General features: G+C 58.4%; 25 protein-coding genes, 1 tRNA gene and 1 other RNA gene. 17 read left to right on the top strand and 10 right to left on the bottom strand.

All coding sequences use genetic code 11. The annotated features are described in order from the left end of the window. The 9 genes from B0D78_RS00780 (at position 1) to B0D78_RS13360 (ending at position 8140) form a co-directional block, all read left to right on the top strand. Complete coding sequence (locus tag B0D78_RS00780) at positions 1-207, top strand: 4Fe-4S binding protein (protein WP_120371662.1); 207 nt, start codon at positions 1-3, stop codon at positions 205-207. Further along, on the top strand, positions 207-1343 hold the full coding sequence (locus B0D78_RS00775) for a 2-oxoacid:acceptor oxidoreductase subunit alpha (protein ID WP_078015084.1): 1137 nt from the start codon (positions 207-209) through the stop codon (positions 1341-1343). The genes B0D78_RS00780 and B0D78_RS00775 overlap by 1 nt, the downstream gene beginning before the upstream one ends. A gap of 1 nt (position 1344) precedes the next feature. Then, positions 1345-2163 (top strand): 2-oxoacid:ferredoxin oxidoreductase subunit beta, encoded by an 819-nt coding sequence (locus tag B0D78_RS00770; RefSeq protein WP_078015083.1) that lies wholly within the window; start codon positions 1345-1347, stop codon positions 2161-2163. Positions 2164-2174: 11 nt separating this feature from the next. Continuing rightward, the gene (locus B0D78_RS00765; protein WP_078015082.1) at positions 2175-2744 is read left to right on the top strand and encodes a 2-oxoacid:acceptor oxidoreductase family protein; all 570 of its coding nucleotides are present in this window, start codon (positions 2175-2177) and stop codon (positions 2742-2744) included. Between the two features lie 141 nt (positions 2745-2885). After that, positions 2886-4235, top strand: coding sequence for a 23S rRNA (uracil(1939)-C(5))-methyltransferase RlmD (rlmD, locus tag B0D78_RS00760; protein WP_078015081.1), 1350 nt, complete (start codon positions 2886-2888; stop codon positions 4233-4235). Positions 4236-4686: 451 nt separating this feature from the next. Then, complete coding sequence (locus B0D78_RS00755) at positions 4687-6537, top strand: hypothetical protein (RefSeq protein WP_240496073.1); 1851 nt, start codon at positions 4687-4689, stop codon at positions 6535-6537. After that, on the top strand, positions 6461-7231 hold the full coding sequence (locus B0D78_RS13365; RefSeq protein ID WP_240496072.1) for a hypothetical protein: 771 nt from the start codon (positions 6461-6463) through the stop codon (positions 7229-7231). Before B0D78_RS00755 ends, B0D78_RS13365 begins: the two co-directional genes overlap by 77 nt. Positions 7232-7406: 175 nt before the next feature. Then, positions 7407-7835 carry a nuclear transport factor 2 family protein gene (locus tag B0D78_RS00750; protein WP_078015080.1) on the top strand — a complete coding sequence of 143 codons (429 nt, stop codon included), beginning with the start codon at positions 7407-7409 and terminating at the stop codon, positions 7833-7835. Beyond that, the gene (locus tag B0D78_RS13360; protein ID WP_143521664.1) at positions 7826-8140 is read left to right on the top strand and encodes a DUF6485 family protein; all 315 of its coding nucleotides are present in this window, start codon (positions 7826-7828) and stop codon (positions 8138-8140) included. The genes B0D78_RS00750 and B0D78_RS13360 overlap by 10 nt, the downstream gene beginning before the upstream one ends. Positions 8141-8385: 245 nt before the next feature. Here B0D78_RS13360 and B0D78_RS00740 read toward each other — a convergent pair whose 3' ends face one another. The 3 genes from B0D78_RS00740 to B0D78_RS00730 form a co-directional block, all read right to left on the bottom strand. Further along, a complete protein-coding gene (locus tag B0D78_RS00740) occupies positions 8386-8637 on the bottom strand; it encodes a DUF255 domain-containing protein (RefSeq protein WP_078015078.1) in 252 nt (83 codons plus the stop codon). 70 nt (positions 8638-8707) lie between these two features. Continuing rightward, positions 8708-10150, bottom strand: a complete 1443-nt coding sequence (gene gltA / locus B0D78_RS00735; protein WP_078015077.1) for an NADPH-dependent glutamate synthase — start codon at positions 10148-10150, stop codon at positions 8708-8710. Position 10151: 1 nt separating this feature from the next. Beyond that, a complete protein-coding gene (locus B0D78_RS00730; RefSeq protein WP_078015076.1) occupies positions 10152-10985 on the bottom strand; it encodes a sulfide/dihydroorotate dehydrogenase-like FAD/NAD-binding protein in 834 nt (277 codons plus the stop codon). 309 nt (positions 10986-11294) lie between these two features. Between B0D78_RS00730 and B0D78_RS00725 the strand changes: the two genes are divergently transcribed. Further along, complete coding sequence (locus tag B0D78_RS00725; protein ID WP_078015075.1) at positions 11295-12632, top strand: hypothetical protein; 1338 nt, start codon at positions 11295-11297, stop codon at positions 12630-12632. Between the two features lie 72 nt (positions 12633-12704). On the opposite strand, the gene B0D78_RS00720 is transcribed toward B0D78_RS00725, so the two are convergent. Further along, positions 12705-13532: a tRNA 2-thiocytidine biosynthesis TtcA family protein gene (locus tag B0D78_RS00720; protein WP_078015074.1), complete on the bottom strand. Its 828-nt coding sequence runs from the start codon at positions 13530-13532 to the stop codon at positions 12705-12707. 122 nt (positions 13533-13654) lie between these two features. On the opposite strand from B0D78_RS00720, the gene B0D78_RS00715 reads away from it, so the two are divergent. The 3 genes from B0D78_RS00715 to B0D78_RS00705 are packed head-to-tail and all read left to right on the top strand — an operon-like array spanning position 13655 to position 15901. Then, positions 13655-14263, top strand: a complete 609-nt coding sequence (locus B0D78_RS00715) for a hypothetical protein (RefSeq protein ID WP_143521663.1) — start codon at positions 13655-13657, stop codon at positions 14261-14263. After that, positions 14260-15327: a lysylphosphatidylglycerol synthase transmembrane domain-containing protein gene (locus tag B0D78_RS00710; RefSeq protein ID WP_078015072.1), complete on the top strand. Its 1068-nt coding sequence runs from the start codon at positions 14260-14262 to the stop codon at positions 15325-15327. Before B0D78_RS00715 ends, B0D78_RS00710 begins: the two co-directional genes overlap by 4 nt. Then, positions 15317-15901 (top strand): methyltransferase family protein, encoded by a 585-nt coding sequence (locus B0D78_RS00705; protein WP_078015071.1) that lies wholly within the window; start codon positions 15317-15319, stop codon positions 15899-15901. The genes B0D78_RS00710 and B0D78_RS00705 overlap by 11 nt, the downstream gene beginning before the upstream one ends. 72 nt (positions 15902-15973) lie before the next feature. Here B0D78_RS00705 and trpS read toward each other — a convergent pair whose 3' ends face one another. Next, positions 15974-16993 carry a tryptophan--tRNA ligase gene (gene trpS, locus B0D78_RS00700; RefSeq protein ID WP_078015187.1) on the bottom strand — a complete coding sequence of 340 codons (1020 nt, stop codon included), beginning with the start codon at positions 16991-16993 and terminating at the stop codon, positions 15974-15976. A 261-nt stretch (positions 16994-17254) separates the two neighbouring features. On the opposite strand from trpS, the gene B0D78_RS00695 reads away from it, so the two are divergent. After that, the gene (locus tag B0D78_RS00695) at positions 17255-17992 is read left to right on the top strand and encodes an IclR family transcriptional regulator (RefSeq protein ID WP_078015070.1); all 738 of its coding nucleotides are present in this window, start codon (positions 17255-17257) and stop codon (positions 17990-17992) included. Positions 17993-18357: 365 nt separating this feature from the next. Here the strand turns inward: B0D78_RS00695 and B0D78_RS00690 are convergent, their stop codons facing one another. Together B0D78_RS00690 and B0D78_RS00685 are read right to left on the bottom strand one after the other, a co-directional pair. Next, positions 18358-18633, bottom strand: coding sequence for a type II toxin-antitoxin system YafQ family toxin (locus B0D78_RS00690; protein ID WP_078015069.1), 276 nt, complete (start codon positions 18631-18633; stop codon positions 18358-18360). Then, the gene (locus B0D78_RS00685) at positions 18626-18892 is read right to left on the bottom strand and encodes a type II toxin-antitoxin system RelB/DinJ family antitoxin (protein ID WP_078015068.1); all 267 of its coding nucleotides are present in this window, start codon (positions 18890-18892) and stop codon (positions 18626-18628) included. Before B0D78_RS00685 ends, B0D78_RS00690 begins: the two co-directional genes overlap by 8 nt. Before the next feature lie 187 nt (positions 18893-19079). Here B0D78_RS00685 and B0D78_RS13170 point away from each other — a divergent pair, with 187 nt between their 5' ends. Together B0D78_RS13170 and B0D78_RS12690 are read left to right on the top strand one after the other, a co-directional pair. Further along, positions 19080-19355 (top strand): hypothetical protein, encoded by a 276-nt coding sequence (locus tag B0D78_RS13170; protein ID WP_205948234.1) that lies wholly within the window; start codon positions 19080-19082, stop codon positions 19353-19355. A 22-nt stretch (positions 19356-19377) separates the two neighbouring features. After that, complete coding sequence (locus tag B0D78_RS12690; RefSeq protein ID WP_168169945.1) at positions 19378-19545, top strand: hypothetical protein; 168 nt, start codon at positions 19378-19380, stop codon at positions 19543-19545. A gap of 314 nt (positions 19546-19859) precedes the next feature. Here B0D78_RS12690 and ssrA read toward each other — a convergent pair. The 3 genes from ssrA to B0D78_RS00665 all read right to left on the bottom strand — a co-directional run bounded on the left by ssrA (position 19860) and on the right by B0D78_RS00665 (position 20876). Next, positions 19860-20177: a transfer-messenger RNA gene (gene ssrA / locus B0D78_RS00675) on the bottom strand. Between the two features lie 34 nt (positions 20178-20211). Continuing rightward, positions 20212-20688 carry an SsrA-binding protein SmpB gene (gene smpB / locus B0D78_RS00670; RefSeq protein WP_078015067.1) on the bottom strand — a complete coding sequence of 159 codons (477 nt, stop codon included), beginning with the start codon at positions 20686-20688 and terminating at the stop codon, positions 20212-20214. Positions 20689-20798: 110 nt separating this feature from the next. After that, positions 20799-20876: transfer RNA gene (locus B0D78_RS00665), tRNA-Pro, on the bottom strand. 126 nt (positions 20877-21002) lie between these two features. Here B0D78_RS00665 and B0D78_RS12515 point away from each other — a divergent pair. Then, positions 21003-21490: helix-turn-helix domain-containing protein (locus tag B0D78_RS12515; RefSeq protein ID WP_143521661.1), on the top strand; the 488-nt coding region annotated here is incomplete at its 3' end.

Here is a 21490-nt window from a genome sequence, read left to right as displayed (position 1 = left end):
TTGGCCAAGAAGTTCGATGTATCCATCAACAAAACTTGGTGCAAAGGATGCAGTTTATGCGTTTCCGTTTGCCCCAAGAAGGTTCTTGCCCTGAACGACAGAGTGAAGTCCGAGGCTGTACATCCGGAAGAGTGCATCGGTTGCAGATCGTGCGAAAATATCTGCCCCGATCTTGCGATCACTGTGCGAGAGGATGGGACGAAATAATGGCTGAGATCAAATTCTGGCAGGGCAACGAGGCCGTCGCGTTTGGCGCGCTGGCGGCGGGATGCAAATTCTACGCGGGGTATCCGATTACTCCCTCGACGGAAGTCATGGAGACGATGGCTGTCGAACTGCCCAAGGTCGGCGGCGTCTTCCAGCAGATGGAAGACGAGCTTGGCGCCTGCGGCTGCGCTATCGGCGCTTCCATTGCCGGCGTCAAGTCGATGACGGCCAGTTCCGGCCCGGGCTTCACGCTGAAACAGGAAAACCTGGGCCTGGCGTATGAAGCCGAAATTCCCCTGGTTGTCGTCGACGTCATGCGCGGCGGCCCTTCCACGGGACTTCCCACGCAGGGCGCCCAGCAGGACGTCATGCAGGCCCGCTGGGGTACGCATGGCGATCACGGCACGATCGCCCTGGCGCCCGCTTCAGTGGAAGAGTGCTATACGTTGACGGTCGAGGCGTTCAACCTGGCGGAGCGTTTTCGCCAGCCAGTTCTTATCATGAGCGACGCCGAGATCGGCCACATGAGGGAAAAGTTCGTTGTCCCCGATCCCGAAAGTCTGAGGGTCGTCGATCGCAAGAGACCTTCTGTCGATGCGGAGCACTTCGTGCCCTATCAGGCCGATCCCGAAGACGACGTTCCGCCCATGGCCGGCTTTGGCGACGGGTACCGTTGGCATGTGACGGGGCTGACCCATAACGATTGGGGATTCCCCACGACCGATCCCGGCGATATCGACAAGAAGATGCACCGTTTGATGCGCAAAGTCGACCGTTTCCGCGACGACATCGTCAAATTCGATACCGTCGAAGTGGAAGATGCCGAGATCCTGGTGGTGTCCTACGGCAGCGTTTCCCGTTCCAGCGTCCGCGCCGTGCGCGACGCACGCGCTCAAGGCGTCAAAGTCGGGCATTTCCGTCCCATCACCCTGTGGCCTTTCGCCGATAAGGAACTGGAGCGCCTGGCCCGCCGCGTCAAGACCATCATCGTGCCCGAACTGAACTGCGGCCAAATGGTGCTTGAAGTCGAGCGCGCCGTTCACGGCAAGGCCCGCGTCGTGCCGCTGAACCGTGTGGACGGCGAGCTCTTCCAGCCCACCGAAATTTTCAACAAGATTGTCGAGGAGGCCAAGTAAGATGCCCAGCAAAGAAGTCTTCGAATGGATGCGCCCTCGCTTTTTCCCTCATATGTGGTGTCCCGGCTGCGGCCACGGGATCATTCTCAACGCGCTCCTGCGGGCCGTCGTCGATCTGAAGCTTGATCCTACCCAGACCGTTTTCGCGTCCGGCATCGGCTGCTCCAGCCGCCTTCCCGGCTACGTCAACGCCTGCACGCTGCACACCACTCACGGCCGTTCGCTGGCCTACGCCACCGGCATCAAGATGGCCAAGCCGCAGCTCACCGTGATCGACGTCATGGGCGACGGCGACTGCAGCGCCATCGGCGGAAACCATTTTATCCACGCCTGCCGCCGCAACATCGACATCACCGCCATCGTCATGAACAACAACATCTACGGCATGACCGGCGGCCAGATGTCGCCGACGACGCCGGTCGGCGCCATCGCCAAGACGGCCCCTTACGGCGTCACCGATCCCTCTTTCGACATCTGCAAGCTGGCGGCCGGCGCCGGCGCGACCTTCGTGGCCCGCACCTGCGTGGCCAATCCGCGCGACGTCGAAAAGACGATCACTCTGGCCGTGAAACATCACGGCTTCTCCGTGGTCGAAGTGTCCGGTTTCTGCCATACCCAGTACGGGCGCTACAACAAACTGAAAACTCCCATCGTCAACATCGAGTACCTCAAGCAGCATCTCGTGCCCGCCAAGAAAGCCGCTGAGATGCCGCCCGAAGAACTCCAGGGCAAGATCGTGACGGGCGTGTTCGTCGACACCGAGCGTGCCGAGTACACCGATCAGTACAAGGCTCTTCTTGAGCGCGTTATGGCTAAGTAGGAGGCGCTTCCATGTCCAAACGTTTTGAAATCTGTCTGGCCGGTTCCGGCGGCCAAGGCGTTATCACCGCGGCCATCATGGCCGGCGAAGCCGCTTCTATCTTCTGCGACGGCCTTTACGCCGTGCAGACGCAGAGCTACGGCCCCGCGGCCCGCGGCGGCTCGGCGAAGGCCGAAGTCGTGATCTCCGACGAACCCATCGATTACCCCAAGCCCATCAATCCCGATCTGATGATCTGTTTGACCGGCGGCGCCGCCGACAAGTACGCCGGCGACGTGAAGCACGGCGGCCGTTTGATTCTCGACAGCTTTGCCGTCGAAGAGGTGCCGGTGGTGGACGCGAACATCTATCAGCTTCCCATCATCCAGACGGCCCGCGACAAGATCGGCCGCGAGATCGTCACCAACATGGTCGCTCTCGGCATGGTCGCCCGCGTGCTTGAGCTCGAAGGCATGATGAAGCCCGAAGCCGTCCGCAAGGCCATGCTCGACCGCGTCCCCAGGGGCACGGAGGAATTGAATTGCAAGGCCTTCGACGAAGGCTACAGCATGTTCAAGGACGCTCCCGCCCATATGCAGTAAGTTCCGGGCGCAGAAATAGAAAATCCTCCGCTCTGTTTCGGGCGGAGGATTTTTTTGTACCGTGCGCGCGTCGGCCGGGAGAATATTCCCAACGGAACGAGTATAATGGGCGAAAGAGAAGAGGACGAGGGAGGTCCAACGATGGAACAACTTTATATCGACAGAATGAACTCCGCCGGTCAGGGGATCGGGCGGGCCGCCGACGGGCGGACCGTGTTTGTGGAGGGGGCGCTGCCGGGGGAGACGGCGGTCGTCGCCGTGCGGCAGGAAAAGAAAAGCTACATTCAGGCGCGCGTCGAGCGCGTCGTGGAAGCCAGTCCGGAGCGCCGCGAACCGCCCTGCCGCTGGTACCGCAGCTGCGGCGGCTGCCAGCTCCAGCACGCCGAATATACGCTGCAGTGCCAGATCAAAGCGATGCTTGCCGCCGACGCGCTGCGCCGCATCGGCGGCTTCGAGATCGACGGCGAGATCCCCTGCGTGCCGTCCCGCAGCGAATGGCGCTACCGCAACAAAGCGTCCTTTCCCGTGCGCGCTCGCGGACGCGCCGGCGACATCGGCTTTTTCAAACGCGGCTCGCACGAGATCGTTCCCGTCGACCGCTGCCCCGTTATCTGCGACCGCGCCAACAAGCTGTACGCTGTTATCAAGAACATGATCAACTACGGCCGCTTCTGCTGTTACGACGAAAAAAGCAACAGCGGCTGGCTGCGGCACGTCGTCATCCGCAGCGCCCGTGACGGCGAAGAACTCCTGCTGATCCTCGTCGCCGCCGCCCGCCCCGAGGGCGGCGCGCGCGAGTCGCTCGAACGGCTCTACGATCATCTCAAAGAGCGCTTTCCGGAACTGCGCGGGCTTGTCGTCAACGTCAATCCCGACGAGGGCAACGTCATCATTGGCACGGAGTCCGTGCTCGTCAAAGGCGAAGACCGCCTGACGGAGCGGCTGGGAAACTTCAGGCTGGATTACGACGGCACGTCGTTCTTTCAGGCGAACTCGGAGCAGGCGGAACAGCTCTTTGCGTATGCCGCCAGCCTGGTAGAGGGGCAGAATCTGCTCGAACTCTACTGCGGCGTCGGCGCGCTGACGGCGTTCCTGTCCCGGAAAGCGAAGACTATCACGGCGGTCGAAGTATGGCCCTCCGCCGTCGCGCTGGCTAGGGAAAACGGCGAGTTCAACCGGATCGAAGGGCTGACCGTGGTTCAGGGCGCGGCGGAAAACGTCGTCGCTCCCGCCGATCTCGAAGGCATCGACTGCGTCGTCGTCGATCCGCCCCGCGCCGGCTGCGACAAAAGCCTGATCGAGACCATCGCCACCAGCCGCGTGCCGCGCGTCCTCTACATCTCCTGCAACCCCGCCACCCTCGCCCGCGACGCCGCCCTCCTGCGCGACGCCGGCTACGCCCTCGACATGGACAGCCTCAGAGTCTTCGACATGTTCCCGCAGACCTGCCACGTGGAGACTGTGGCGCTGCTGCAAAGACAGAAGTCCTAAAGAGGCTTTGTTTTAAGCACTTTTGAGAACATTTTACCTTCGGTGAGACCGACTGCCTACAGCGTGAAGGACGTCTTGAAAAGTGCGTAGGGGCGGTCGTCGCGGTTGAAGATTTTGCGGTAGGTACGAAATCGGGAGAATGAAACAGACAAAAAGTGATCCTTAAGGAGAAAACGCCGATTTACTGCGTTTCCAGTAAACCGGCGTCCTTTTATTGTAAACGGGAAGAGGCTGCCTCGATCGGCTTTTGAGACAGCCTCTTCCCAAAGCTGTAGTTTACGCTCCGTGATACCGGATCATACGGCTCAGAACGGTATCACGGAGCGTACTCTGTATGGATATTCTGCGTACTTGATCGCTGTATCAGATATAGTATGATTGATGTGCTGAAAGGACGCATAAAGGTTTGCGGACGCGAACGTCGTTTTGCTTATAAAATGGAGGCAATGTCATGGGGAAAGCGGTGAAAGTGTTGCCGCGCTGTATGGAAGTGCGCGGTGCGAAGGTGCATAATCTGAAAAATATCGATGTGGATATTCCGCTGAACAAGATCGTAGGCATCGCCGGCGTTTCCGGTTCCGGCAAGTCGTCCCTTGCCCTCGGCATTCTGTACGCGGAAGGTTCCAGACGATATCTTGAATCGCTTTCCACTTATACAAGAAGACGGATGACGCAGGGAGAGCGTGCCGATGTCGACGAGGTCCGATATGTGCCGGCGGCGCTCGCGCTGCATCAGAGGCCCGGAGTCCCCGGAATCCGCAGCACTTTCGGGACCATGACAGAGTTGTCGAACAGTCTTCGCCTCATGTTCTCGAGACTTGCCAGCCATAGATGCCCGAACGGACATTATGTGGAACCGTCCTTTGCCGTGGCGGCTATGCAGGAAATCACCTGCCCCGTCTGCGGGGAAAAATTTTACGGACCGGGAGCGGAGGATCTTGCATTCAACAGTCGAGGCGCCTGCCCGACCTGCGGGGGGACCGGCGTGGTTCGCACGGTAAACGAGGCGGCGCTGGTTCCGAATGAAGATTTGACGATCGATGAAGGGGCTGTCGCGGTATGGGGGACGCTGATGTGGGCCCTGATGAAGGATGTCTGTCGGGAAATGGGCGTTCGCACGGATGTGCCGTTTAAGGATCTCACCGACAAAGAGAAAGAAATTGTCTATCACGGACCGGCGGAAAAGAAGCATATCCTGTATGTGAATCCCAAAACGCAGCAGACGGCGGAGATGGATTTTACCTATTACAATGCGGTCTACACGGTAGAAAATGCCCTGTCCAAGGTCAAGGATGATACGGGGATGAAACGGCTCGAGCGGTTCCTGAAGGAGGGCGTCTGTCCTGACTGCCATGGCACCCGCATGTCTGAAGCGACCAGAGCCCCTTGCCTTCGCGGGATCGGGGTGGACGAAGCTTCCAAAATGACGCTGGATGATCTGATCCGCTGGGTGAAGGCTGTGCCGGATTCCCTCCCGGAAGAGATGCGTCCCATGGCGAGGAATATCTGCGAATCTTTCCTGGACACGGCGAAGCGCTTGATCGATCTGGGCCTCGGCTATCTGTCGCTGGACCGTGCGTCTTCCACGCTGTCCACGGGGGAACGGCAGCGGGTGCAGCTGGCCCGATCCGTCAGGAACCGGACGACCGGAGTCCTCTACGTTCTGGACGAGCCGTCGATCGGCCTGCACCCGTACAATCTGAAGGGACTGACCGGTGTCGTGGATGACCTGATCGCGGACGGGAATTCGGTCGTCCTGGTGGACCATGACACCCAGGTGCTGAGGCACAGTGACTATATGGTAGAAATGGGAAAGGGCGCCGGAGCGGAGGGCGGGACTGTCATTGCCGAAGGAACGGTGGATGAGCTTGAAAATAATGAGAACTCTCTTATCGGCCCGTATCTGACGGCGGAGGCTCAGAGAAAAACCGTTAGGGGCCGCGGGAAGAAGATCGGCGGGGGACCGTACCGCAGGACGAGACCTGAGGTGCCGAAAGAAGATCTGTTTTCGAATGGTAGGATTCACATGTCCACTGACCAGATTCATACCGTACATCCGCTCGAGGTCGATATCCCGATGAGCCGGCTGACAGTCGTCACCGGTGTTTCCGGCTCGAAAAACGACCATGGTGCTGGAGAGTCTGATCCCCGGCCTCGAGGCGGATATAAAGGCCGAAAAGCTTCCGGCTCATGTGAAGAGTATCGAGGCAAAAGGGATCCGCCAGGTGAAGCTGATCGATGCAGCTCCCATCGGCATCAACGTGCGATCGACCGTGGCGACTTATGCCGGCGTTCACGATGAGCTTCGCAAAGTATATGCCAGAACGGAAAGCGCAAAGCGGCATGGATACAAAGCGGGAGATTTTTCCTACAACACGGGAACGCTTCGCTGCCCCAGTTGCGATGGGACGGGGCAGATTTCTCTCGACGTGCAGTTCCTTCCGGATGTGGATGTCACATGCCCCGACTGCAGAGGTTCCCGCTACGGCAAAGAGGCGCACAGGATTCTGCGAAGAGCGAAAGACGGCAACGACTACAGTCTTCCCGACCTGATGAACATGAGCGTGGATGAAGTGCTCGCCGCCTGCAAGAGGCTCTCCCTTTTGCAAAAGAGGCTTCAGGTCCTGCACGATCTGGGGCTTGGTTATCTGACCCTGGGAGAAGAGACGCCCGGCCTTTCCGGCGGTGAAGCGCAGAGATTGAAGCTTGCCAGCGAGATGGGGAAGGGACAGAAGGATTCGGTCTTCGTATTTGACGAGCCGACCATCGGCCTGCATCCGCAGGACGTCCGCACGCTCTTGGATGTCTTCCAAAGCCTGATCGATCTTGGCGCTACGGTGATCGTGATCGAGCATGATCTTGATGTCATTCGGAACGCCGATTACATTATCGACATGGGACCGGGAGGCGGACTTTCCGGAGGAAGGATCATTGCAGAGGGAACGCCGGAGGATATCCGCGGATCCAAAGAGAGTCTGACGGGACGATTTATCTAAAGAGACGGGGAGACCGCGTGATGGCAGAAAATAAACCAAAAGGATATATGACCTACGATGAATACCTTGCAATTTGTATATGAGATGTGCACTTATGATACGGCCCGTTTCGGCCAGCTCAAGAAGAATATTTCCGTCATCATCGATACCATAAAAAACTTAACGGAGGTGCCTCATGAACATAACGGACCAAAGAGAAAAAACAGTCGAACGCTGGTTTGCTATGTGGCTTCGACAGGACGATTCCGGGATCGGCGCGGTATTCGAGGAAGACGCCCTTTACATCGAAAGCTGGGGGCCTCAGTATGAAGGCATCGAAAAGATCGGAAAATGGTTCCGCGAGTGGAACACGCGCGGGCGCGTCCTGCGGTGGGATATCAAGCGATATTTTCACAGCGGCGCCACAACGGTCGTCGAATGGGATTTCAAGGATGAAATGGCCGGCGGCAAGGTCGAAGAATTTGAGGGAATGTCTCTCATCGAGTGGTCGCCGGGGAACAAAATCGCTTTTTTGAAGGAGTTCGGCTGCAACAAAAAACGTTACGATCCTTATCGAAACGGAGAAAAACCGGTCTTTCCCGACGAAGAGGCGAAATGGTTTTGACTGCCGCACGTCCTGAACGCAATGGAGATGAGCATATGATCAACGGGGGCGAGAAAACGCAAAATCGAGTTCTTTTTTGCACGTGTACGGACGTGAAATGTCCGAACCATCCTAACAACCACAGCGGAGGGTGCGAGCCGTGTATCGCCAAAAATCTTGCGCTGGGCGAGATCCCGACCTGCTTCTTTAAGAAAGTTGACCCGGAATACAGGGGACCGGGGTACTTTATGAAGGATTTTGCTGCATTGGTCATGCGTAAGAACGAAACCGAAAATGAACGCCAAGGGCCTCATACTATTTCTTGATAAAAAGCATTAACAGAGTTTGCAGGGCGCTGCGAGGGAGATCCACAAAGCGGGCTGCGCAGACCGCGCAACGGTCGAGGGAGTCCTGAGCGACTGAACTCCCTCGCAGCGCCCTTGCGTTCATCCTTTTAATTGAAAAATAATATTAAGAATGATTGGAAATGAACGATGAAACAAATCAATGTCCGCAAGGATCGATAGCAAGAGCGGGACTTTCGCTTGATCCGGTGAAAGTCCCGCTCTTGCTATTGTTCCTCGTGTCGGTAGGGCAGAATATCGGTGCGGTAAAATCCCCATAGGCGTTCCATCGCCTTTTGGGGGGTGAAGAAGTTTTCTTCGAGGATGTGCGCCCAAGCTTTATCGCTGACGCCGTCGACGTAATCCAGAAACGCGGGATTGTTTTTCGAGCGCGCCAGTTCAAATGTCTCCTGGCGGAGAACTTTCCAGTCTTTGAGATCGTCGTTGGCGTTGTAACCGGTTTCACCGTAGCAACTCATGGAATCGGCTCCTTTGTAGAGAAAAAGCGAGGGCGCGAAGAGCGCTCTCGCTACGACAGGCGGAAAAGAACTAATTAGCGGCCTTAGCGGTCAGGTATTCGTCGATCGCCTTGGCGGCCGTTTTGCCCGCGCCCATGGCGAGAATGACGGTGGCCGCACCGGTGACGATATCGCCGCCGGCGTAGACTCCTTCGATGGAGGTGGCACCGCCGGTGGCTTCGTCGGCCTCAATGTAACCGTACTTGTTAGTCTTCAATTCGGGCCAGGCGTTCAGCAGGACCTTGTTGGAGCTCTGGCCGATGGCTTCGATCACGGTGTCGATCTCCAGCGTGAACTCGCTGTTCGCGATCGGCTTGGGGCTTCTGCGGCCGGAAGCGTCGGGCTCGCCCAGTTCCATGCGCTGGCACTTGACGCCGACCAGTTTGCCCATTTCGTTCTTGTCGTCGCCGCTGTAGGCGATGTATTCCACGGGCGCGGTCAAAAACTCGAACTTGACGCCTTCTTCAACGGCGTGGTGATACTCTTCAATACGGGCAGGCAGCTCGTCCACGGAGCGGCGGTAGAGCACGGTGACGCTCTCGGCGCCAAGGCGCAGAGCCGAACGGGCGGCGTCCATGGCGACGTTGCCGCCGCCGATGACGGCCACGTGCTTGGAGTTCTTGGCGGGCGTGTCGTAGGCGGGAAACTCGTAACCGTGCATCAGGTTGATGCGGGTCAGATATTCACTGGCGGAAAAGACGCCGTTAAGGTTGGTGCCGGGCGTGCCGGCGAACTTGGGCGTGCCGGCGCCGGTGGCGATGTACACGGCGTCGAAATTCTTCTGGATCTCGTCGACGGTGACGGTGCGGCTGGCGACGACGTTGACTTCGATGTCGACACCGAGCGCCCGGATGTTGTCGATCTCGTGCTGCACGATCGCTTTTGGCAGACGGAACTCGGGGATGCCGTACATCAGAACGCCGCCGGGCAGGTGCAGGGCTTCGAAAATGGTGACCTTGTAACCAAGCTTGGCCAGATCGCCGGCCACGGTGAGGCTGGAGGGGCCGGAACCGATGACAGCCACTTTGCCTTTGCCATTGTAGGGAACGGGAGTGGGCTTGACGGCCGGTTGCGAGGCCTTCCAGTCGGCGGCGAAACGCTCAAGTTTACCAATGGCGACGGGCTCGTTGTTCAGGCCCGTAGAGCGGTCCTTCATGCGCCCTACGGTGCAGACGCCTTCGCACTGCTTTTCCTGAGGGCAGACGCGGCCGCAGACGGCGGGCAGAGCGGTGGACTGGCTGAGAATGTCGAAAGACTTCTCGAAATCACCTTCCTTGATGGCGGCGATAAAATCGGGAATACGAATGGCGACGGGACAGCCCTTAATGCAGGGGGCGTTCTTGCAGTGCAGGCAGCGCGCGGCTTCCTGCATCGCCTCTTCGGGCGTGTAGCCGAGGCAGACTTCTTTGAAGTTATGGGCGCGGACCTTTGGATCCTGCTCAGATATAGGGGTCTTTTTCGGAGAAATGGCCATGTTATTCACCAACCTCGCTTTTGTACTTTTCGAGAGAGATTTTCTCTTCATCCTTGTACTGGCGCAGACGGGTCATGAATTCGTTCCAGTTTACGCCCCAGCCGTCGAACTCGGGGCCGTCGACGCAGGCGAAACGGATCTTGTCGTTGACGGTAACGCGGCAGCCGCCGCACATGCCCGTGCCGTCGATCATAATGGGATTGAGCGAGACCCAGCAGGGGATCTGCAGTTCCTTCGCCTTCAGAGAAGCGAACTTCATCATGATGGAAGGTCCGATAGCCCAGCAGTAGTCGATCTTTTCACCGCGCTGCGCGAGCATGTCCATGGCCGTGGTGACGACGCCCTTGACGCCGTAGGAACCGTCGTCGGTGGTGACGATCAGTTCGTCGGAATACTTGGCGCACTCGTCCATCATGATGACGAGGTCCTTGGTGCGTCCGCCGAGGATGGTGATAACTTTGTTGCCGGCTTCCTTCAAAGCCTTGATGATGGGGAACAGCGCCGCGATGCCGACGCCGCCGCCGATCATGAGAACCGTGCCGTATTTCTTGATCTCGCTGGGCGTGCCCAGAGGCCCGAGGATGTCGTGAATGCAGTCGCCTTCGTTGAGCTTGCCAAGCGCCGTGGTCGTCTTGCCTACGGTCTGGAAGATCATGCGAATGCGTCCGCCCTCGCGGTCATATTCGGCGACGGTCAAAGGAATACGCTCCCCCGTCTCGTTCACACGCAGGACGCAGAACTGTCCGGCATGTCCGTTGCGAGCGATCTGCGGCGCGTCGATCCAGATGTCGAATTCGTTGGCCGCAAGGGCGCTCTTGGAAAGAATCTTGAACATGTAATGTCCCCCTATCAATATTGATATTCAAGATGGATTCAGGAAATTCCCTATAGCTGAAACAGGCCGAAGTGTGTAAAATAAAAACACGCCCCCGGATGGGCGGCCTGAAACAGCTATTCCCTTGTGAAAGATTATACAACTGCGAATATGTTTTACAAGCAGAGCGAACGCGAAATACAAATCCCCATTATGCTGAAAAACACAGCAAAAGATCAGAAACATAACGCTTCGCAAGAAAAAAGAGACTCATTTTTAAACTAATTCGTGAGGGTATCCTGTTAATTTTAGAGAGGGAGGCGCAAGATCATGCTGAAAATTCGACTTACGGAAGCACAAAGGGACGGAACTGTTTCGCCGGAGTTGAAAGCCCGAATTGGCGCCGCCTGGGGAAAGCTTCTCGACGGCGCTTCCCGGGGGAAAAACGGTTACGGTTGGATGAACCTGCCCGGCCGGGACATTGCCGCGCTGAAGGAAACGGGGCGCGAGCTGGCGCGGTTCGGGCAGATCGTGCTGATCGGTATCGGCGGCTCGGCGCTGGGCGCGCAGATGCTGATGAACGCTTTTCTCGATCCTCTGTATCCTTTTGTCCGCGCGGACGGTCAGCCGCAGCTTTTTGTCGCGGACAACGCGGACGCCCGCAGCAACGAATCGATCTGGGCGCGGCTGGAACCGCGGAAAACGGCGCTGCTGGCGGTCAGCAAATCGGGCCGCACGCTGGAGACGCTCGGCAACTTCCTCTTTTTTAGGCAGAGATTGTCCGCGGCGCTTGGGGACGAAGTCGAAAAGCATATTTTTGCCGTCACGGATCCCGCAAAAGGCTTCCTTCATGATTACGCGGTCGCGAAAGGCACGCGCTGTCTTGATTTTCCCGGGGACACAGGCGGGCGCTATTCGGTGCTTTCGTCCTGCGGGCTGGCGGCCGCCGGCGCGCTGGGCATCGACGCGGAACGACTGCTGGCCGGCGCGGCGGCGATGAAGAAAGCGCTGCTGAGGGACACGGCCGGCAGCGCAGCGACGGCGATCGCGCGCGAGGTGCTGCGCGGCGAGGCGGCCGGCCGCAACGTGACGGTGTTCTGGTCCTACGGCGACCGGCTCAAGTCGGTGAGCGAGTGGTTCGCGCAGCTCTGGGGCGAAAGCCTCGGCAAGAACGGTCTCGGCCTGACGCCGCAGGCGGCGCTGGGTTCCATCGACCAGCACTCGCAGCTGCAGCTCTACACCTCGGGGCCGGACGACAAGTTCTTCTTCTTCCTCAGCGAAAAGCCCGGCACGGAAGGCCGTCTGGCGATCCCCGCCGGCAAGCTTTTCGACGAGGCGCGCTATCTCGACGGCACGTCGCAGGAACGCGTTTTGGACTGCGAACGCCGCGGCGTTGTCGCTTCCCTGAAACGCCGCGGGCTGCCGCTGTGCGAGATCGAGCTGGAACGGACGGACGAGTTCTGTCTTGGCGGCCTGATCTTCCTGCTCGAAACGGTGACGGCCCTGGTCGGCCTGGCGCTCGGCGTCGATCCCTTCGACCAGCCCGGCGTGGAAGAGGGAAAGAATTACGCTCTGGCACTGTGCGGCAGCACGGATTACGCCGGTTACCTGAAAACGCTTGAAGACATCGAAGCCGGCTCGAAGAGCGCGGTCTTTTCGATAGAATGATATATTGTATTTTCAAGAAAGACGGACCGTCGCGAAAATTTTTCGCGACGGTCCGTCTTTTATGAAAAAATATCAGAGATCGGGCTGCCGCTCCGAATCCGAAACGGGACGATCCGACTCGTACACGCCCGCGTAGAGCCGCGGCGTCGCCGTCCAATGGTCGGTGAGGGCGTGGTTCTCCAGCGCGTGGAGGATACTCTGCTTGAGGTCCGGGAAACGCGGCTTGAGCTCGGCGATCAGCGACTTGGTACGCGAGCGCTCGGTGTCGGCGCCGTATTTGCAGCAGTGCTGGAAGGTGGCGACGCCGAGACGGTTCAGCTCGTTTCGGATCTGAAACTCGCTGAGATAGATCATGGGGCGGATCAGCCACATCTCGGCGCGGTCGTGCCAGAGTTTGGGCTGAAAGCTGCGGAAGCGCCCGTTGCGCAGCAGGTTCATCAGCCCCGTTTCGACAACGTCGTCGAGATTGTGCCCGAGCGCCAGCTTGTTGCAGCCGGCCTTTTTGGCGGCGGCGTTGAGGATGCCACGGCGCAGGTTGGCGCAGAGGCTGCATGGGGATTCTTCCCGCTTGACGTCGATGATGTGCTCGATGGCGTAAGGGATCACGTGCAGGGGCACCTGCAGCGAATCACAGAGAGTCTGGAGCGGCATTGGGTCCCATTGGCCGTTGGTCATGTCGACGCTGAAAGCCTGCAGATCGTATTTGACCGGGCTGTAAGTCTTGATGAATTTGAGGATGCAAAGCAGCAGCAGACTGTCCTTGCCTCCGGAAACGCCGACGGCGATGCGGTCGCCGGGCGTGATCATGTCGTACCGGTAGATGGCTCTTCCCGTCAGCCGGCGGATTTTCGCGCTGATCCGCAGCGGTTCGGGACGATTTTTCCCTTCGATTTCGTCCATGGAAACTCTCCCCCTTGTGCAGGCCAGAAAATTCTAGCATATATTTTTTGATTTTTCCCGTCGGAGTTGATATGTGTGCTAAAATTGCTACGATGTAGAGTCCATTCCTGTAGGGGGATATTATGAGATTTTTGATCGATGGAACTGAGTGGGCCTTTCCGCATATGGAATCGCTGTCGCGGGAGGAACAGCTCGAAGCGCTGCGGGAAAAGGTATCCGCCGAAGGGCACGTGATCGTCGACATGCTTTCGGACGGCGAATCGCTGGATGACGGGGATTTGCTGACGGTCCCGGACGGCATCGACGTGGACGTTCTGACCAACACGCCCTGGGGACTGGGAGTCGAGCTCCTTGAAGAGATCAAAGATTCCCTGCTTGAAGTCTTCAAAGGATTGCAGGAGATCCTTGACGGCGCCGAAGTCTTCGCCGCCTCCATGCTGGATGGGATTTACGCTTCTCTGGACTGGGTCGGCGAGGTGGCGGAAGGCTTTCGCGACGCGTATCCCGAATACGGCGGCGCGCTTCCCGACGCGGCGCCGCTGCGCCGGAGCGTGGAAACCTTCCATGCTCTTATGGCCGACGGCCGTTTTGCGGAAGCTCAGGCTTGGCATGAGAATGAGTGGAAGCGCGAGGTCCTGCCGCCCTTCCTGGGCGATTTGAAGCGGCTTCGCGGCTGGTTCGAGTCGGAGGACGCCAGAGATTCCGAGACGCCGGGGGAGGACAAAGAATGAGCTTGCGAAAAGGGCTGGCGGTCTTTCTGTTCCTGACGCTGGGCGTCGGCGCGCTGATCATCTGTGTCAGCGTGGACAAGCACGCGCTTCACGCGTTTATGCACATGAGGAAGATCAACATTCTGTACGTGCTGATGATGGTCTTTCTGGCCTGGAGCTGCGACGCTTCGCGTTTTTGCCTGACAGCGCGGGCCATGGGTTACAAGATCCGTTTTGTCCGCGGTCTGGTGCTGACCTGGCTGCACTATTTCGGCTGCGCGCTGACGCCCATGCAGGTCGGCGGCGGCCCGTTCCAGGTCTACGTGCTGTACAGGTCGGGCGTGCCGGTCGGCTCGGGCATCGCCATCACGCTGATCCGCACGCTGTTCAGCACCTTTCTGCTGAGCATTGCGGCGCCAGTGGCCTTTCTGACGGTGCCTCAGCTGGCGGGCGGCGGCGTGCTGGTCAAAGGCGTGTTCTTTTACGTGGGGATCCTGTCGGTGGTCATGTGGGTCGTTTTTATCCTCAGCATCCTCAAGGCCGACGTGATCAAACGCTTCTGCTGCGCCATGTTCCTCTGGCTGAAGAAGTTCAGATGGTTCAGCCGGCTGCGCGTGCTGCGCGCCTACCGCGTCACCTGTTCCGAGATCGACAGCTATTCAGAAAACGTGAAGCGCATGGTGGGGGAGGGGCTGCCGTATTTTATCGGCGCGTTCGCGCTCTCCGTCTGCCATCTGGTGGCGCTTTTTTCCGTGCTGCCGCTGCTGATGCACGCGGTGAGACTGACGGTCAATTATCTGCATGCCGTGCTGGCGCAGGCCATGTTCATGTTCATCCTCTACTTTATCCCCACGCCCGGCGCCAGCGGCGTGGCCGAGGGCGGCGGCGCCGCGATCTTCAGCCTGCTGATGCCCGAGAACATGGCGGGGATCATGGCCGTCATCTGCCGTTTCTTCACGGAATACCTGGCCATCTTCATGGGCTGCGTCGTCGCCATCCGCATGATCGGCTGGGGCACGGCGGAGAAGATCATCAGCGGTTCCGGTGGCGAACTGATCGAAGAGGAGCGCAGAAATGGAGAATGACGCTTTGCAGAAGCTTCGCGTCTGGGCGTTCAGGCAGCGCGGCGGCATTTGGACGGCGCTGTTCGTCGTGATCCTCGCCCTGGCGCGCCCGCTGCCCGGGCGCATCGTCCCCGGGCTGATCCTGGTGATCCTCGGGCAGCTGCTGCGCTTTTGGGGCGTGGGGTGCATCGCGCTCTACCGCGGCGAGGAAGTCAAGGCGCAGCGCTTGGCGACGTGGGGCCCCTACGCGCTGGTCCGCAATCCGCTGTACGTGGCCAACGGTCTGCTGGGGCTGGGCTGGGCCTGGATGTCGGGCAACGTCCCCACGGTCGTGTTCCTGGCGGCGTTCTACGTGCTCTATGGCGTGCTGATCGTGCCTCACGAGGAGGCGTTCCTGGCGCGGAAGTTCGGCCGGGAGTACGAGGATTACAAAAAGCGCGTCGGGCGCTTCGTGCCGAAGAATTTTTCCCGCGAGGCCCTGTCCCATGTCCGCGCCGGCGGGTACGACGCTTCGATCCTGCTGAAAAGCGAGATCCATTCGCTGCTGGTCACGGTCGTCGGCACGGCGCTGATCCTTTCGCGTCTGTGGTGGTAAAAAAACGGCATACAAAAAATCCGCTCTTTCCGACGTGCCGGGAGAGCGGATTTTTTGTATGCCGGTCGCGGCTCAGCGGGGCAGCAGGCCGAGTTTTTTCTTGACCTTGCCCAGCGTCCGCTCGGCGATATGGGCGGCTGTTTCCGCCCCCTTGCGGTAAAGCGCTTCCAACGCCGCCTTGTCGGCCGTCAGCGCGGCGAATTTTTCGCGGATCGGACGCAGCTCTTCCGCGACGGCTTCGCCGACGGCAAGCTTGAAACCGCCGTAGCCCTTGCCGGCGAAGTCGCGTTCGATCCGGTCGTAGCTTTCGCCGGTGACGACCGAATAAATGCTCATCAGGTTGTTGATACCGTCCTTGCCTTCGCGGTAACAGACGACGGTCTCGCTGTCGGTGACGGCGCGCTTGAACTTGTTGACGATGGCGTTCGGCTCGTCGAGGATGGAGATGAACGCGTTGACGTTCGTGTCCGACTTGGACATTTTTTTCGTCGGCTCCTGCAGCGACATGATGCGCGCGCCGGCCTCGGGAATGTAAGCGTCGGGCATGCGGAACACCTCGCCGTAGATGTTGTTGAAGCGGGTCACCACGTCGCGGGTGAACTCCAGATGCTGGCGCTGATCTTCCCCGACGGGGACGTAGTCGGCCTGATACAGCAGAATGTCGGCCGCCATCAACGCGGGATAGGTGAACAGTCCGGCGTTGACATTGTCGACGTGCTTGGCCGACTTGTCCTTGAACTGGGTCATGCGCGACAACTCGCCGAACATGGAATAGCAGGACAGGATCCAGCTCAGTTCGGCGTGAGCATGGACGTGGCTCTGGATGAAAACCAGGCTCTTTTCGGGATCGATGCCGCAGGCCAGCAGCAGCGCAAAGGCGTCCAGCGTCTGCTTGCGCAGTTTGGCCGGCTCCTGGCGCACCGTCAGCGAGTGCAGGTCGGCGATGAAATAGGCGCAGTCGTAGTCCTCCTGCATCTTGCCCCAGTTGCGCACCGCGCCGATATAGTTGCCCAGCGTGAAAATCCCCGTCGGCTGGATGCCGCTGAGGATCACTTTTTTCCGTTCCGTCCGCGTCGCTTCGTTCACTGTCATATCCTCCTTGACTTCATGGGCCTGCTTGAAAACGAGGCCATACAGCATAGAATTGTATTGCCCTTTTGATGAAGAATCAAGGATGGATTTGTATTTGTATGAGATCGTATTGCGAAATTACCGGGAAATGGTGCATAAATCCAGCAACGTCGGGGAGACCCTCCATTGTTGCTTTTCGCGACCTGATTTCATATAATGAAAAAATGCCGGTAATTGTTGAAATGAGTGCGGTGCGATGGTATTCTCAAAGGAGTGGGGAAAATGGCGGATTCAACGAAAAGCGAGTCGACGTCGAGAACTTTGGAACATGGGCTCGACGTGCTCATGTGCTTTTTGAAAAATCATCGGGAGCTTTCTCTGACGGAGATCGCCAGGACGGTCGGGCGCAACACGACAAGCACCTATCGGCTGATCCAGACGCTGGCGGAAAAAGGATTCCTGGCGAGGAATCCCGAGAACCGCAAGTATTTTCTCGGCATGACGGTGAAAATGCTCGGCGAACTTGTGGACGATAAAGAGGAACTGCGCCTTGCGGCGCATCCTTATCTGGTCAAAGTGCACCGGGAATTCAACGAGAACGTTTCCGTGTATATTTACCATAACTTCAAGCGTCTCTGCATCGACCGCATCGAGAGCACGCATCCGCTGCGCCAGACCGTGCTGGTCGGAGAGGAACTGCCGCTGACGCTGGGCGGCGGCGGGACGGCGTTGCTGGCGTTTTTGCCGCCCAAGGTGCAGGTGGCGGTGATGAAGTCCGAACCCGGCATTTCGCCGGAGAAGCTGCGGGAAATTCGCAAAAAGGGGTACGCCGTCTCCTACGATGAAATGGGGCAGGGGAGCGTGGGGATCGGCGTCCCCATTTTCGACAAAAACGGACGGGTCCTTGCGGCGCTGAATCTCTCCGGACCGACCAACCGTTTGACGGACGACGTCGTCACACGCGGCGTGGCCCGTTTGCAGGAGATCGCGGCGCAGGTCACTTCGGAGCTGGCATCGTGAAAGGACGGCCCATTGGCCGAAAAATCTGCGATCCCTCGGGGCAAAGCGCAGGACGAGCGGGAAAATTTTCCCGCTCGTCCTGCGCTTGTTTTCGTCTACAAATCATACCCGCCGGCCGTGCCGGCGGCTATGATTCCCGATGTTCTCATACTATTTCTCAATTAAAATACCGAACGCAGAGGCGCTGAGAGGAAGATTCATAAGGCGAGCTGCGCAGCAGTCGAGCTCCTTCTGAGCGACTGAACTCCCTCGCAGCGCCCTGCAAACTATATTAGTGCTTTTTATCAAGAAATAGTATTACGGCACTATTCGTTGAGGCAATTATAAAAGCAAAGGGCGCCCTCGCGAGAGGGCGCCCTTTGCTTTTATCCGAACAGATCGCTGTGCGAACCGGTGCGGCTGAGGACCAAGACCAAGTCATTATGGTCGATGGTGTAGACGAGCAGCCAGTCCGGCTCGATATGGCACTCGCGGAACCCCGACCAATTGCCGCCCAAATCGTGGTCGCGGCACTCTTTGGGGAGCGCCTGCTTTTTTACGAGCATCTCGATGATGTTTTCCAGCCGCCGAATATCGTACCCCCGTTTGCGGATACGCTTGTAGTCGCGCTTGAAGGCAGACTGATATCTGAGATTAAGCATCGAGATCGGCCATCAGGTCTTTCACGGACGAGAAGGTCTTGCTCAGGCCGCGACGCGCGCGGGTGTCTTCCATGGCCGCGCGTGTCACGGCGTTGGGGCGGTCGCGCGCGATGGCGAACGGGATTCGTCGCTCGTACACAACCTGGCGCGCGAAGATGTTAATGGCCACCGACGTATTCAGCCCGAAGTCGGCGAGCATTTCTTCGAAATCGGCTTTCAGGTTTTCGTCCATTCTTACGGTGACGTTGGTTGTCGCCATGATCATCAGCTCCTTTTTGTCTCAAATTATAGTGTACTGAATGTGCACTGTCAATACAACGCACTATTTAGTCTCGACTTCTTTTGAAGATGTATCTCAACGTTAGGGGGGGTATGGCCGGGAAATTTTATCGCCGCATTTTGCGAAAGACAAATGCGTGTGCTGCTGCGGATGCGGACTGTGCAACGTGACACCGCGGCTGTTGGCGCTGGCGATGATCGCCGTGCTGCTGATCGTATGGCTTGCGGCTTTCCGGTGGTACTCGGGCGATATCGAAGCTTGGGGAGACATAAAAGATGTCTCCGGCCAAATCGTCCGGGACGTCGAGAGCATCGCCGAAGAGGCGGAGAGGCGGGAGGGATCGATCCGTGATCGGCAAAAACGGGAAGCGAAAACTCTGCCTGGCAACAACGTGGCTGTCGGCCTTGATGCTCTGCTGCGCGATTACCGTCGGAGCCGTTGAGACTCCGCACGTTTCCCACGTTGTGCCCGGCTGGAACGCGAACGTGTCCGGCTACTTCATGGACGAACCGGCCGGGCGCGATATGCTGAGCGGCTGGACGGCGGATCGCGAGGCATTGGAGGTCTCTAGGGCCGCTCTCGAAGAAGCCCGGGAGAAGTCGTCGCGGCGGACGCTCGAATCGCTGTGTTGAGTCGGCGTGCGAAGGCCCAGGCGCGAAGATGGCCTATCGGTTTTGGCCTCTTCGAGGGCATAAACCGGCACGGCCGGTGGGTATGATTCTATACTATTTCTCAATTAAAAAGCCGAACGCGAAGACGCTGCGGGGGAGATTCACAAAGCGAGCCGCGCAGACCGCGCAGCGGTTGAGTTCCTTCTGAGCGACTGAACTCCCCTGCAGCGCCTTGAAAACTATGTTAATACTTTCTATCAAGAATTAGTATTACAACAACAAGGCCGGACGATGTCCGGCCTTGTCTCTATGTGACTCTTCGCGAAATTTTGTTCTGGTGGAGGCGCGGGGAATCGCACCCCGGTCCTGACATGGTGTGTATGAATGAGCGGCTACAGGCTTAGTCGATTTCTTTACTGCGCAGAAGCGGGACTGTGACCGACAAAACAGCCGCCGCCTCTCTACGTTCCGAGACCATACGCCGCTCGCAGTGATTGACCCTCACAACCTTGCGGGCGCTCTCAGTTGCTCGGGCGGTTGCTTGGTTAAGCAGCCAGTGCGTAGTTGTTGTCGTTTCTTTTTTGTGACAGGTAACGCCTGTCGCTCGGCCTGCTCTCAGACTTCCACCATACCAGTCGAACCTGATCGCCCCCAATGAATGTGGAACATCGGACGACACACAACCGGCTAATGCTCTTTGCCGCGGTTGCGCAGCTCCCGTGCGATGGCTCGCTTGGCGTCGCGCGCGATGATCGCGTCGCGGCGGTCGTGCGCGCTCTTTCCCTGCGCGAGGGCCAGCGCGACTTTCGCCAGCCGTCCCTCTTTCAGGTACATGGAAAGGGGAACGAGCGTGAAGCCTTTCTCTTTGACCTTGGCGCCGAGCCGTCGCAGTTCCGACTTGTGGAGCAGCAGCTTGCGGTTTTGGCGCGGATCGTGCTGGGCCCAGCTCGCTTTTTCGTACGGGGAGATGTGGACGTTCATCAGCCACAGCTCGCCGCGTTCGAACTTGGCGTAGCCGTCTTTCAAGTTGACTTTGCCGGCGCGCACCGACTTGATCTCCGTGCCGGTCAGCACGACGCCGCATTCGAAGGTATCGACGACGAAGTAGTCGTGGCGCGCCTTGCGGTTCAGCGCGACCACATGGTCTTTCTTCTTCTGTTCCATCGCCGTCACTCCTTTGCGCGTTTATTTTAATCGGAAGGTCAATTTTAGTCAATCGAATCTTTGCGGACAAAAAAAGTCCCGGCCAAGGCCGGGGCTTGTGCATCCGAAAATGGTCGGGGTGAGAGGATTCGAACCTCCGACCTCCTCGTCCCGAACGAGGCGCGCTAACCAGACTGCGCTACACCCCGGACACGACGGGAATTGTACAACATTGTTCCCGTTTCGTCAATGAGGCAATTCGGCGGTGTCGTTGTTCAGTGATAAAGTCACCCATAACTGTTCCAAGAAAATGTCACTCTGAGATAATACCGTTCATGAAACAGGAGCGAATGACATTGTCACAAAAGGAACTGGATCGTATCAGGATTATCGGAGCGCTTGTCGAGGGACGCATGACGAACAGGGAGGCGGCGGAGAAGCTGGGGCTCTGTCAACGGCAAATCATCAGGATCAAGAAGAGGTTCGTCGCTCAAGGGGCGGCGGGGCTTGTTCACGGCAACCGCGGCAGAACGTCTCGGCGCAGGATCGGAGATGAGGTTCGGGAGTCGGTGCTGAAGGCGTATGAGGAGGTCTATTACGATTTCAACTTCTCTCACTTTGCGGAATGCCTGAACGAACGGGAGGGGATCGGGATCAGTCGTTCGAGTGTCGTCCGCATTCTGAAGGACGAGGGGATCAGGAGCAAGAAGAGTGTGCGGCGGCGGCCGAAGCTTCACCGTTCCCGACCGCGGAAGGTGGCCGCGGGGATGTTGTGGCAGACTGACGCCACGTCGTTTGAATGGTTTGGCAGGGGGAACGGGCG

Origin of the sequence: Pyramidobacter sp. C12-8 (assembly GCF_002007215.1) — a bacterium.
Lineage (GTDB): Bacteria > Synergistota > Synergistia > Synergistales > Dethiosulfovibrionaceae > Pyramidobacter.
This window is presented reverse-complemented; position numbering and strand designations above follow the sequence as displayed.